9 protein-coding genes are annotated in these 14,641 nt (G+C 32.5%); 6 read left to right on the top strand and 3 right to left on the bottom strand.

All coding sequences use genetic code 11. The features are described 5' to 3' along the window. Position 1 precedes the first annotated feature (1 nt). The 6 genes from ASF10_RS08620 (at position 2) to ASF10_RS08595 (ending at position 8,781) form a co-directional block, all read left to right on the top strand. Entirely contained in the window at positions 2-3,853 is a 3,852-nt protein-coding gene (locus ASF10_RS08620; RefSeq protein WP_082472405.1) for a non-ribosomal peptide synthetase, read from the top strand. 21 nt (positions 3,854-3,874) lie between these two features. Then, a complete protein-coding gene (locus tag ASF10_RS08615) occupies positions 3,875-4,741 on the top strand; it encodes a sulfotransferase family 2 domain-containing protein (RefSeq protein WP_056247704.1) in 867 nt (288 codons plus the stop codon). Continuing rightward, the gene (locus ASF10_RS08610) at positions 4,738-4,959 is read left to right on the top strand and encodes an adenylyl-sulfate kinase (protein ID WP_056247703.1); all 222 of its coding nucleotides are present in this window, start codon (positions 4,738-4,740) and stop codon (positions 4,957-4,959) included. The genes ASF10_RS08615 and ASF10_RS08610 overlap by 4 nt, the downstream gene beginning before the upstream one ends. A 38-nt stretch (positions 4,960-4,997) precedes the next feature. Further along, positions 4,998-5,270 carry a hypothetical protein gene (locus tag ASF10_RS08605; RefSeq protein ID WP_056247701.1) on the top strand — a complete coding sequence of 91 codons (273 nt, stop codon included), beginning with the start codon at positions 4,998-5,000 and terminating at the stop codon, positions 5,268-5,270. A gap of 159 nt (positions 5,271-5,429) precedes the next feature. Beyond that, entirely contained in the window at positions 5,430-6,368 is a 939-nt protein-coding gene (locus tag ASF10_RS08600) for a 2,3-diaminopropionate biosynthesis protein SbnB (RefSeq protein ID WP_056247698.1), read from the top strand. Between the two features lie 10 nt (positions 6,369-6,378). Then, positions 6,379-8,781 (top strand): TonB-dependent receptor domain-containing protein, encoded by a 2,403-nt coding sequence (locus ASF10_RS08595; RefSeq protein WP_056247697.1) that lies wholly within the window; start codon positions 6,379-6,381, stop codon positions 8,779-8,781. A gap of 77 nt (positions 8,782-8,858) precedes the next feature. On the opposite strand, the gene ASF10_RS08590 is transcribed toward ASF10_RS08595, so the two are convergent. From ASF10_RS08590 to ASF10_RS08580, 3 genes are read right to left on the bottom strand one after another with little or no spacing between them, the layout of a single operon-like run. Further along, entirely contained in the window at positions 8,859-11,060 is a 2,202-nt protein-coding gene (locus ASF10_RS08590; protein ID WP_082472404.1) for a glycosyltransferase, read from the bottom strand. A gap of 19 nt (positions 11,061-11,079) precedes the next feature. Continuing rightward, a complete protein-coding gene (locus tag ASF10_RS08585) occupies positions 11,080-11,706 on the bottom strand; it encodes a tail fiber protein (protein WP_056247694.1) in 627 nt (208 codons plus the stop codon). Then, positions 11,699-14,620 (bottom strand): hypothetical protein, encoded by a 2,922-nt coding sequence (locus ASF10_RS08580; protein WP_056247692.1) that lies wholly within the window; start codon positions 14,618-14,620, stop codon positions 11,699-11,701. Before ASF10_RS08580 ends, ASF10_RS08585 begins: the two co-directional genes overlap by 8 nt. Between the last annotated feature and the right edge of the window lie 21 nt (positions 14,621-14,641).

Raw genomic sequence — 14,641 nt, 5'->3', positions numbered from 1 at the left:
AATGATAGAAAATATTTACAAACTAACTCCATTGCAATCCGGTATATATTATCATTGGATAACTTCAAATGATAATTCACTTTATTTTCAGCAAATGAGCTATAGAATTAATGTAGAGATTGTTGATCTTCTAAAGTTAGAAGAAAGTTTTAAAATGATAATTGACAGATATCAAATATTACGAACCGTTTTTACAAGAGAAATAGAAGATCAATTGCTTCAGATTGTTAAAAAAACTGGAGAATATGATGTAGAATACCTGGATTTTACAGAAAAAAATGCTCTTGATCTGGCTGATTTTAAGATAGCAGACAGAAATAAAGGTTTTAATTTAGAAAAAGGTCCTTTGATGCGCTTAAAAATCATCAAACTAGAAGAAGGCATTTTTGAATTTATATGGAGTTATCATCACATTTTAATGGATGGATGGTGCCATAGTCTTATCACAAAAGATTTTTTTAAGATATACAATGCGTTATTAAACGGCACTGAGATAGACTTGGGTGAGGTAGCCCAATATTCTAATTATATTGTTTGGCTTGAAAGTCTTAACAAAGAAAAATCACTAAACTATTGGGAAGATTATTTGAAAGGTTTTAATGCCTTGACAGGAATTCCTAAAAATCAGACTAACGCTCTTATAAATTCTGAACCAAAATATGTACAATTTGATCTCGAATTTACAGACAGACTTAGAGAATCGTGTAAAGAACTGGAGATAACGGAGAACATATTTATTCAGACCGTGTGGAGCATTTTATTAGCAAAATGGAACAACGCTACAGACGTTTTATTTGGCATTATCGTATCCGGAAGACCGGCAAATCTGGATGGTATAGAAAACATGATCGGTTTGTTTATAAATTCGATTCCGGTTCGTGTACAATTTGAAGCGGAGGAGACTGCTAAAAATATTGCATTAAAATTACATGATATTTCAATAAACTCACTCGACCATCATTATAACAGTCTGAGTGAAATTCAATCAAAAACCAATTTAAAAAGAGGATTATTTGATCACTTACTGGTTTTTGAAAATTATCCTGTTGAACAAATGACGGCACAATCAACAGAAACACAACATGATTTTAAAGTAAACCATTCAGAAGTTTTTGAGTACACTAGTTATGATTTGTCATTAGATATTTGCTCTAATCAGTTGATTGATGTTAGAATGAGCTATAATCCTGCGACTTACAGCGACAGTCAAGTAGAGCTTCTTAAAAGTAGATTTTTAAAATTAGCAGAAGAAATTCTGGATAATCCGGATGCCAAAGTACATGAAATTGAATGGGTATCAGAAGATGAAAAGAATGTTTTGGATATCTTTAATGATACACACAAAGATTTTGATAAGGAGAAAACATTCTTGCATTTGTTTGAATCGAAAGTTGAAAAAACGCCAAATGCAATTGCTGTAATCTTTGAAGATAAAAGCATTTCTTATTCTGAACTAAATAAGAAGGCAAATCAGCTTGCAAATTATCTGTCTGCAAATCATGATATAAAAACAGAAGATCTAATTGGAGTGCAGCAAGAGAGATCTGAAAAAATGATAATTTCAATTTTAGCGATTTTTAAACTAGCTGCAGCTTATGTTCCTATTGATCCTGAATATCCTCAGGATCGTATAGACTTTATAAAAAAATCATGTAAAATTGTAATTGATTCTGTCGTTTTTGAAGAAAAATGGCAAGAATCTCCAGCAGATAATCTGCCAGTTTCAATAGGTCCGGATAATTTAGCCTATGTTATTTATACTTCAGGAACTACAGGAAAACCAAAAGGGGCTATGATTGAACATCTTGGTATGATAAATCATATTCATGCTAAAATAAATGATTTAAACATTAGTGAGCAAAGCCGTATTGCACAAAATGCATCACAATCTTTTGATATCTCTGTCTGGCAGGCTCTAACGGCTCTGGTTACCGGAGGTACGACCATTATTTACAGTAAGGAATTAATAGTAAACCCTTCTGACTTTTTAAAAAGGATACAAGCAGACAAAACGACTATTTTAGAAGTTGTTCCATCGTATTTGTCAATGATTTTTGACCTTATTGAATCAAAAGAAGTAAATAAGCCAGATTTTTCTCAATTAAAATTTATAATATTGACCGGAGAAACATTAAAGTTTAATTTACTTGAGAAATGGTTTAACAATTTCCCTGATATTCCGGTCATGAATGCTTATGGACCTACAGAAGCTTCTGATGATATCACACATTACATCACGCATGAACTGTCAAAAACAGGTGCTGTCCCTATTGGAAAACCAGTTCAGAATTTTTCTATTTACATAGTAGATGAATACTTCAATATCTGCCCTGTTGGAGTTAAGGGAGAAATATGTGTGTCAGGAATTGGTGTTTGCAGAGGATATTTTAATGAAAAAGAATTAACAGCTAAAGTATTTGTCGAAAACCCGTTTAGAAAAGGAGAACGAATGTACAAGACAGGAGACATTGGAAGATGGTCTGAAGATGGTAATATTGAATTTTTTGGACGCAAGGATTATCAGGTTAAAATAAAAGGACACAGGATTGAACTTGAAGAAATTGAAGTAAATCTAAATCTAATGACGGAAATTAAGCAGGTTGCTGTTATTGAAAAAAGCAATGATAACCAAAATGTAGTTCTGGTTGCTTATTATTCAGCGAATCAGCCTGAGGATATTGCCGCAATGAGAAATCATTTGAAGCAAAATCTGCCGGCTTATATGATTCCGTCTTTTTTTATACATGTAGATAAATTTCCATTAACCCCAAACGGCAAAACAGACAGGGAAGCATTGAAAGCATTAAATCTTACAGTAGAGAGAGAAAATTTAGAAGAAGAGCTTATTATGACTGCTACCGAAGAAAAACTGCTTGGTATCTGGCAAGATATTCTGGAGGAGAAAAATATTCGTTTAGATGAAGATTTTTTTGAACTGGGTGGAGATTCTTTTAAAGCGATACGATTAGTGTCTAAGGTAAAAAATGCATTTACCGTAAATGATTTATATAACAATCCAACTATAAAAACACTGGCGGCTTTTATGGATAAGATCAGTAATATGGAATTAAGAAGTGTATTGCTTGAAAAAATTTCGAGTGCTTCAGATGCTAAAATTGCTTTTGTTTCAGTACCTAATTCTGCGGGAGAGCCATTTAGCTATAGAGATACGGCTTTTGCATTGCAGGATTTAAATAAAGAGGTTGATTTTTACGCGGTTAAACTTCCAAGAACAAGATTAAATAACGAAGAGATGTTTGAACAAAACAGGATTCGTCTTATTAAAGAAATTGTTTCAGAGATAGAAAGTCTTATTAAAGTTCCGGTTATTGTTTTCGGACAATGTAACGGTAGTCCGTTGGCAGTAGGAATTGCAGATTTATTAAGACAAAATAATTTTGATATACGTGCACTAAGTATTGGAGGTATGCTTGCACCTACAATGGTTTCAAACCAGCCCGATAAAAGAACTGATGCAGACATCATTGAGTTTCTTGGTAAAATTGGAGGAAAATATCCGGAAGTATCTCCTGATAAAGAGTTTTTTATCAACAATATAAGATTTGACAGTACTATTGCAACCTTAGGTTTTTATCATTACTGTAATTTAATAAAAGAATCAAACTTTAAGAAATTTGATTTTCCAATCTATTTCATTACTGGTGATAAAGATCCATTAACCAAAGGATATAGTAAAGAATATAAAAAATGGTACAATTACTCAAACGAAGTTGAGATACATGTTATACCAAATGTTGGACACTATTTACTGCGTGATGCCGCCATAGAACTGGCATTTATTTTTAACAACATAGTAGAGAAAACCACTAAAGAATTAGAAATCCTTAAATAAAATAAATCTAAAAATTAAGTTATGCCATTTGACAAAAAACAATTGCCTCTTATATTCCTTCATGTTCCCAGAACCGGAGGTTTAGCAATGAGTAAAATATTTTTCAAGCTTTTTAAGGATAAAGAAATGTTCCTGATGTATGTTGATAATCCGGAAGGAGTTTCAAAAGATTCAGTAGAAAAATTTATCAGTCTTCCTCAGTTAGAAAAGGAAAAGATCTTATACCTGGGGGGGCATGCGAGTTTTGGATTACATCGATACTATGACCAGTTTACCTATTTTACGATGATACGAAATCCTGTTAAAAGGATCATATCTGTATATGGACTGGCATTAGGAGAGCCAGAACATTATTTGCACAAAATGACGATATCAAATCAATGGTCGTTAACGGATTTTGTAGAAAGTAAAATTTCAACAGAATTTGATAATGGAATGGTTAGGATGTTATCAGGAATAGAAAATGTTCCGTTTGGAAAATGTACTAACGAAATGTATGACAGGGCAATTTACAACTTCGATAAATATTTCCCTACATTCGGAATAACAGAGAAATTCTACGAAAGTGTTTGTTTATTAAATCTGACTTATGGATTAAAGATCGACAAGTTTAAAGAGAAAGTAAACACTTCTAAAGTGAATCTTTCTGAGGCACAAAAAACGGACGAAGTAATAGAACTAATTACAAAATACAATGAATTTGATTTAAAGCTGTATCAATATGCTAATGAGAAATTCGAGAAGATAAAAGCAAAACATACAAATTTTAACCAACAGCTTGAAGAATTATATCTTTCAAATGCAAATTACAACGAGGAGCTAAAACCAACGCCGCTCAAGGCCTCACTATCTAAAATAAATAAACTCGTAAATGGTTTTTTCAAATGAAAAAAGAAAATAAGGGACTAATCTGGTTAACAGGTTACTCTTCGGCAGGAAAGACAACGATTGCCAACGAAATAAAGAAATCTTTAGACAGAGATGGGCATAAAGTTATTTTTTTAGACGGAGATGATTTGAGAGTGATTTTGGGTACTATAGGTGAATACAAAAAAATGAAAGAATTGATCTTGCAAAAATTTATTTCAGACTTGCAGATCACTTAGTAAGTCAAAACTATATTGTCATTATTTCTGCAATCGCGATGTTTGATTCTATAGCGGAATGGGTAAAAGATAATATCTTTAATTCGTTTCAGGTCTTAATCAATGTTCTGGCAGAAATAAGATTATCAAGGGATCAGGAATCTAAAAATATTTTTAAAAACGGAATTATGAACGATGAGATTTTAAGAGTTTCAATTAAGACAAATGCTGATGGAGAAGTGTATCAATCCATTAAAAGCAGTTCAGATTTTATTCCCAGTCTTACGGAATGGAAAGATTTGGTGTTGCCAGATATTATTGCTGCCTCTTGAAGTACATGTAATTGAAGAAACTGTTGTGATTAGGATTACGGCAGCAAAAAAGTAAAGGGTAACGAAAGTAAACTTTACGATAATAACATAAAATTCAAAAAGAATTTTATAATAGTAAACAGTAATAGAAAACCAATAATAAACCAATAAAAAATAATTATGATTTTTTTAGACAAAGCAGACGTTTTAAGAATTCCAAGACATTGGAATGAACTTCTTGATACAATAGAGGAAACAGTTCATATTTTATCAAACAATGATTTTTCGCAACCTATAAAACCTTATTTACGATTTGGTGATCCGGCTAACAGAATTATCGCTATGCCTGCTTTTGTTGGCGGTGACATCGATATGGCGGGGATAAAATGGATTGCGAGTTTTCCAAAAAACATTAATAAGGGAATTGCAAGAGCAAATTCAGTAACTATTTTAAATAATTCTAATACCGGAGAACCGGTTTGTATCATTAATTCTACTTTAATTAGCGAAGTAAGAACGGCAGCCGTGAGCGGTACCATGATTAGAAAGTTTTTGGAAGTAAGCAAAGAAGAGAAGCTTAAAGTTGGAATTGTTGGTTTTGGCCCGATAGGACAACGTCACTTAGAAATGATTGAAGCATTATTTTCAGATCAGATTGAAACCGTGTTTTTGTATGATATCAATAAAGTCGATGAGGAAAAAATTCCTGCTTCGATTGCTTCAAAAGTTGTCATCTCAAATTCCTGGCAAGATACCTTCAAAACGGCTGATATTTTTATAACAGCAACAGTATCAAGTGACAGATATATTGATTTAGTACCTAAAAAAGGCAGTCTTCATTTAAATATTTCGCTTAGAGATTACCAACCCGAAGTAATCAGTCATATCAATTATATGGTTGTCGATAATTGGGAAGAAATCTGTCGTGAGAACACTGATATCGAAATAATGCATAAAAAATACAATTTAAACAAAGAGAATACACTGAATTTAATTGATGTTTTTACGCAAAATGCGCTGTCTAAATTTAAACCAGATGAAGTAATTATGTTTAATCCTATGGGTATGGCAATTTTTGATATTTCCATTGCCAAATATTTTTATAAAAAAGCACTTTAGGCTTACTACTATGAAAGATAAATTTATAGAAACATCGAAGATTAAAAAGTCTTTTTTTATTTTGTTTTTCCTGCCTTTTCTGAGTTTTTCCCAATATACCATAAAAGGAAAAGTATCAGATAGCAATCAGGTAATTCCTTTTGCCAATGTTGTTTTTACAAGCACGGATAACAAATTAATAACTAGTACAGTAAGCAATAGTGATGGGGGTTTTTTAATTAAAACTTCCATTACACAAGGTATTATAACAGTTACTTTTGCAGGTTTTGAAGAGTGGAAAAAAGAAATTGTCCTGCAAGGTGATACAGATTTAGGCACAATTGTACTTAGTGAAGAGAAGATAGAGCTTGATAATGTAACAGTGAAATCAGAAAAAAAATTAATTGAAAGAAAAGTAGACAGACTAATTTTTAATGTAGAAAACAGTATTGCCGCTACAGGCAGTGACGGACTTGAAACGCTTCGTTTGGTACCGGGAGTTAAAATTCAGAACGGAATTATTAGTCTGGTAGGAAAAAGCGAAGTATTAGTAATGGTTAATGAAAGAGTTATTAAGTTAACCGGAGAAGAACTTGCATCGTATATTAAAACGCTTTCCGGAGAGGAAATAAAAAAAATTGAGGTGATCACAAATCCTTCAGCACGATATGATGCATCGGGAAATTCGGGGATTATTAATTTTGTTACCAAAAAACAAGCTCAGGATGCATGGAAAAATACAATAGTAGGTTCTTATGCCCAAAGGCAATTGGCAAGTGGTAACCTTCGAAATAATTTTACGTATAAAAAGGATAAAATAAGATTTTTGCTGAATCTTGATTATAATGAGGAGAACATGATTTTTAAAGAAGATATCTTTTCCGGTTTCGAAGAAGGAGAGTGGAGAACCTATCAACAAACAAAACGTCATAGAAATTTGTACACAGGAAGATTTGAATTTGATTATTCAATTACCAAAAACACAACTATTGGTGTGCAATATTATAATAATACAACTGATGCAAAAAAGAATATTAATGGCAACTCTTATATAATTGAAAACAGCCAGAATTATATCCTGAAAAACAATTCAAACTCTCATTTTGAGGCTCCTACAAATACATTTAACACGCATTTTACTAGCGTTTTAGATACTTTAGGACGAAAAATCGACGTTGATTTGGATTATTTTTACTATGGCTCAGATCAAAGACATGATTTTGATACAGACCGACTCGATGCCGATATGAATTTTATAAACAAAGATTTACTGGCAACGAATAAGACGATTTTGGATGTTGAAAATTATAGTGCAAAAGTTGATATATTTCATCCCACAAAATTAATTGAATTAACGTATGGAGGAAAAATTGGAATTACTAAAAACAATAGTTCAACCCAGTTTTTTGACAATATGAGTGGTACTCCCGTAATTGTTCCTGAAAATACAAATCAATTTAATTACAAGGAAAACATCGAAGCACTGTATGTTGAAGGTTTGAAAAAAATTGGTAAAAAGATTGAATTGCAACTAGGACTGCGTTTAGAAAACACACATATTGATACGCAATCAGTAAATCCGTTTACAGAAATCAACAGTGATTATTTAAATTTTTTCCCATCGTTTTATTTATCTTACGAAAAAAATGAGAACAATACGTTTTCTTTTAATTATGGAAAAAGAATCAAAAGACCGGGATTTCTTGTCCTGACTCCATTTCGTTTTTATACCAATTCGTTTATGTATTCAATAGGAAATCCATTCCTTTCACCTTCTATAAATCATAATTTTGAGTTTTCGCATACGTATAAAAACGATTTTGTAACCAATGTTTTTTATTCTTACCAGTCAAACGGATTTGACTTTATGCTGAATGGAAATGAAGAAACAAATGAAACGGTTTTAAAGATGGATAACTTTTTTAATCAATCTACTTACGGGGTTAGCCAATCTTATACGACAAAAATATTTCCGTGGTGGGAAACATCAAATAATGTTGATTACTATTATGTTTCATCAGAAGCCAAAAAAAATATTACTACGATTAATAATGTCGATCAGTTTAGTTTTAACGTAAGAACCGATAATACTTTTATATTAAACAAATCTAAAAGTTTAAAAGGTCAGGTAGGTTTTTGGTATAACTCTCCATTTGCAGAAAGCTTGTATAAAGTTTCAGGATCAAGCAGTCTTGATTTAATCATGAAATATTCTGTACTTGAAAACAACCTGAATTTTACAGCTGGTTTTTATGATGTTTTTAATAATTCTACAAGTTACAGAGTAGCCAATATAAACAATATCAGGCAAGAACAAAATTACTACGGATATACAAGATATTTTAAATTTTCATTATCTTACAGTTTTGGAAATAATAAAATGGGATCTAAAGAAAGAAAATTTGGTAATGACCAGGAAATAAAAAGATTGTAATTAAAGAATATCGTAATAGAACCGATGAGTGTTATTTCTATAAAAAATGTAATTTAAATAGATTAGTCAGGGATATTTTATAGATTATTTATTTTATAATCTTCAATAGAATCTAAAATAGCCCTGACTAATCCATTATTTTCTAATTTATTCCAACGCAGATCTCTTATTTGTTTTGGGCTTGTATTTTTATCATGAATTTGCCCTAAATAGGATGTAACTGCATCATTTGGAAGTATTCTTTTTGCATTTTCATTCCATACAAAAACATTGTCTTCTCCACTATTGCTTGCCGGAAATGGATTTGCCTGCCAAAATTCTTTAGTATAACATAAAGTTGCTCCATATACCCATGGTTTATGTTTTTCAGGATATACATATTGCCAAAAACTATCCTCATCTTTTTTATAAAAAACAGGAGTGGCAAGTCCGGTAATATCTAATTTTTTTTCTGTCAAAAATGATACTTGCTTTTGTAGCCAATCAGTAGCATAATAATCGTCATCATCGAGATGAATAATAATTTCACCTTTTGCTATTTGGCAAGCCATGTTACGTTTGCTTCCCAAATTTAGTTTTTCATTTAAATAGACATACTTAATAAGTTTCGACTCCGGAACTAAATTAGCAATTGAAATATCGCTGTCATCTATAATGATTAACTCTTTTTCTTCGTAATCCTGATTCAAAAACTGATTAATAGCGTCTACTATGAACTCAGGTCGATTATAAGTTGGCATGATGCAGGAAACCATTCTTTCTTTTTTATTTATAATTACTTCTTTATTAGTAATTTTAATACTTGATTTTAATGTTTCTGTAGATTTTGTTCCAATCATCTTTAGTGCAACTAAGCTATTTATTTTGCCCAAAGTTTGATAATTTCCATTAAAAATTAATTCGTTAACAAAATGAGTTACCCCTGGAAATCCTGTGTCGTAATCATGAAATAACAAAATACTATCTGGTTTTAAATGCTTTTCATAATTATAAAAATCTCTCGCCACATTAGCATAATCATGTAAACCATCTACTAAAAGCACATCAATTTCTTCTTTAAAATCGACTAAAGAAGATGTGTTTTTTATAATGGTGATCTCATTGATTATTTCTGATTGCCGCAATGTATGCTGGAATTTTTCAAAACTAGGAGCATACAAATCGATTCGGGTATCTTCGGCGCCTAATCGACCGCTAAAATCATCTATGGCAAATATTTTTGCTTCGTTGTTAATTTCTTTTACAGTCAAAGCCATTACCGCAGTAGCCTTACCGCAATAACTTCCTATTTCAACGAGTACAGGAACTTTTTTTGTTTGCGCTTTCGTATAACAAATAGTTGCTAACAACTCTATTTCATCTTCATACAGCCATCCTTCAATAGAATTGACTTTTTCCTTAATACTATTAAATAATGGTTCTAACTGAATAGAAGAGCTGGAAAAGGAATTCATAATGTAATCATTAAAGGCATTTCGAACATAAATTCGATTTTTATCATTGATTTTCCTCTCGACTGGATGAATCCAAAAAACATTTTCTTTTTGGATGGCTTTCTGTATTTCATTAGTTGCGTAAGAAGTTCGATATTTTACAAAATCATAAACACAAGGATTTTCGATTATTGTATACCCCAATGCAATGGTTAAAGTGGGCAACAGAATTTCTTCACTTGCCCATATTTTGGTTTTTTCTAAAATTGAATGTAGCTCTAAATCGGTTCTAAAAAGGTTAACTAAATCGCCGGCTGCAGCATAAGTAAAAGCTGTCGATGGCCAAAATGTCCAATATAAAAAAGCTTCTTTACCATTAGGGAGTTTTTCTAACAAAGGTTTCCATAAATCTTTTTCGGCATAAGCCGTAATAGCAGGATCTATTTTAGTATCGGCTTCAATGCGTGTTGCAACTTGCCCTAACATTCCTAATTTGGGATTATTATGAAAAGTATCTGCTACATAAGCCGAATAATTTTTGCCACATAACAATTGATCCGAATCAACAACGGTTATCAAATCAAAATCCAGATGACGAATAGCGTATTCCATGCAATCAATAGCAAAATCATGAAGCCAGCCCCATTTTAAAGGTTTAGGCGTTGGATGAATGATCACATTATATTGACCAAAAGGAAAATTATCAAATAACGTCGTATTGGTTCCACCATTATAAAGCATGATTCTTGAATCCGGGTCTAAATGGTGCAGGTTACGTACCAAATCGATAATGCAATCCTGGTTTTCATGCACCAAACACATGTATACGTTTCTTATAGGCTTCATCTGGGAGTTTGTTTGTTAATTAAGATTCTGTATTTGTGTCCGGACCGGTAAAACCTCTTGACAAATTATAGGTGTATTTTATCAAATAATTTATAAATACATTCGTCGGGCGGGTTTCTAACTGACTCACTTTTACAGTTGCTTGCCCAGGTTCGTTTGTAGGCGCGCCGGTTAATGCATTGGGGTTTATTGCTGCAAAAGCAGGCCCGGAATTTCCCGGACTAGCGCCTGTAGGCTCACTATAAGTATGTACATGCGTTTGTAAAGCGTCTGTTTGTGTAGAACCTACACCATTTACGTCACCATTTGGTGCTGCTGTTCTATTTTCGGTACTCGCACTATCTACGCCAATGCCTCTAAGAAATTGCCCTCTTAAATCAGGCAAATTAAAGGTAAGATTGCTTTCTGATCCTGAAGATCCGTACAGATCTCCCAAAACCGAATATAATTCCGGGTATTGATAGGCACTAAGTGCTGATCCATCACATACCATCCACCCAAAAGCCTCAATAGATTGCGTAGTAAATGGCTCAATTTGCCCTGAATCAGAAGGTTTTCCTATTTTGCCTGCAAAAGCAATAATAGATCCTACAGGAGTACTAATAGGAAGTAGATTAAAGTTAGAATTAAAATTAGGGTTACTCATGGTTTTGAATTTTTAGTGAATTATTTTTTTGTAACATTTGCATGGAAGTAGGAATTACTACTTCCCATGAATCTATCGTTTTTTCTATAAGATTGGGCTCTTTAAAAACATTTTTGAGTTCCTGAACAATAGTTGCCTGATCTGTACTTGTATTGTTCTCTATCTGAGAATCATCAAAACAAGGCGCAAAATGATCTGCTGATGGCCAAATAAATCCGGTACTTAAAAAATATAGAAATCCATAATTATATTGAGGTGTAACAGGAATAGTTACTCTGGCGTAAGCGGCTTTTAGAAAACCCGAAAAATAATCAGGTGAAAGTGATGAAACTGTAAACAATTCATTTTGACTATTATATTCATCTAAAAAAGTATATGTCATTTCGTTCCATTCTAAAGAGGAGTTTATATACTGTGCATTTTCAGGATAGTTGAAATTTATTCCGGGAGAAGAAATTTCATCATTATAATTAGGAGGTAATCCTACAGTGCTCATAATATGATTTTGCAATTGTTGACGTACTCCTTTTTCAAGTTCTTGTTTTACAATTAAATAATCTTTCAATGGGTTCACTCTTTCTTCTTTACCGTTTGAAACATTGCTTTTTTGATTGTAAATTTCATATTGTTCAGCATAAGCCGTACTTATCAGCTGGTAAATTGAAATTTGCCAACTCAGCAAGGTTTCAGCATTTAGCAAACTAATGATTTCAACAGATAATTGAAAATCTATTGCAGATGAAGGAGGCGACATCGTAATAACATTACTGGAAACAATTCCCACGGCAATAGTATTCTGTTCCTTATTCAGGTCAAAACTTTGTTTACCGGTATTTCCTTTAGACTGGTCAAAAGTAAAACTGCTTTTGCCAATAAATCCATTGACTACTGCGGTGGCGTTTCCTTCACCAAAAGCATAACTAATGGTAGCTTGTGAGGCTTCGTATCCTTTTGGAATACCTATTAATTTGCTTTCGCCAAGTTGCATAATATCCGAAATAACAAGCTGTGTATTTGGGGCAAGCGGAAATGTTTTTAGTTGATAATATTGGCACAAAGCCAAATAATTATCCGGTGTAATATCCTGATAGGTTTTTATATATAATTCTGCTGGCGAAAGTGGTTCTGTTAGATTATTACCTGCAATAATTTTAACCTGCGAAATATAATTAGCTGCAGGATTAGGAATCAAAAAAGTAAAAAGCATTCTATTGCCATAATTTACAACCTTAGCTTTATAGACTTTATTTAACCAACTGTACATGCCGTAAGCAGGATCTTTTCCGTTTGAGTTATCAAAAATACTTGTGGCAGTATCTTCTAATTCTTTCAGTTGCGTATGCGAACGTACTTTGTTTATCTTTTCAGAAATTCGTTGTGTAGTTAGATTAAGTACTTTTTTTGCATATAGGGTAATTTGCTTTTTCTCCGGCGTTTGAGTTGTTTGGGCTTTCGTATAAGAACCCATTATGGTAATGTTTGTCGGAGGGCCGTAAGTAGATACCAAACCGGGGTCTGGATAATTACTGGTTTGAGTGGTTTCAGCAATTGCTTTCCATAATTCTTTGCTAAAATCGTTACTCTTTTCGGTCGTTTTATTTTCAGAAGTACTTTCGTTATAAGTTGTAATTTCTTCTTTATCAGTTACACGATCTAGTTTTCGGTTAACGACTTTTCTTTTTTCACCGGGCATTACACTTGTTACATGAGCGAGTTCTCCCATTTCATAACGCTGTAATTTGTATTTTACCAATTGCAAATTGCCAATTGCATACGGTAAAATAGGAAGAGTAGGTGATTGTGGCGGTGATGTACTATATGGGGGCAACGGAAAAATAGCTTTGTCTAAAAGTATGGTTGCATGGAACAGATTAGACAAAGTCTCGCTTTGTAAAATTGTTGCAGTTTTTCTAGAATTTAGAGAACTAAAAACAGTTTCTAAATAATTACAAATAGTAAGATTTTTTATGATGGCTTCTAAATCCCTGCTTTTATAACCCATTTCGATCAATAGTGCAAAATACGAATCCCAAAGTTTTTCTTTGGATTCCTTATAAGCCGTTGAATTGAGATAATTTAATACTGAAACAACATCGGTTTTTAAGAAACTGCAAACCACAAAAACGATATTCTCACTTGATTTTGTTGTTTCGAGATGATTGTATAATGCTGTAAATGATCCAATATATCCGGATAGTTTTTTTACTTCAGCCACAAACTGGTTCTGGTATGGCGTTTTACCTTCCAGAAAAGCAATGGCTTCATTTTGCATTCCTGTTCTGTTTTCTGCTGACTTTAAAGTTTTTAACTCATCATAAAAAGTATTTGTTGGTGGGCTGCTATTTGTACTCACATAACCAAAAAAGTTATATTTTTTATCTGTTTCGGATATTTTTGGCCAGCCTGAAATATAGATATAAGGAAACAAATCACTGTATAAATTTGCTCCGTTTGAGGGTTTTAAAATAATATTGGGATCGATAGGTTCATCCTCTTCAATAATATCAATTGGGATAGGGGGTGGTACTATATCATCTGGTTTTTTTCTTGGATTAAAACTAATCAGAAACCCTTCGGTATGCCAGATATAGGTTTGAAGATCTTTTTTATAATATTTAAAATTACTCCATATTCCGTCTGTATCAATAATATTGGGATTATTGATTTTTTCCCACTGCAACATGCCAATAATAGTAATGCCATTTTTAAAAGTATAATATATATTGCTTTTAGAAGAAAAAACCAAAGGCGGTATTGAATAGCTATCACCTGGTGCATTTTTCCAAAACATTTCTGCAAATATTTCCCCTGAGTCTTTCTTGTCTGTAGAAACAGGTATTTTAAAAACGATAACAAGGCCATCTTTTATATCCGGAAAGATTTTATCCTCCCATTTTTTTTCTATTATCTGCATTTTATAGATTATTTATTGAAT

Source organism: Flavobacterium sp. Leaf82 (assembly GCF_001422725.1).
In the GTDB taxonomy this organism is placed as follows: Bacteria; Bacteroidota; Bacteroidia; order Flavobacteriales; family Flavobacteriaceae; genus Flavobacterium.
This window is presented reverse-complemented; position numbering and strand designations above follow the sequence as displayed.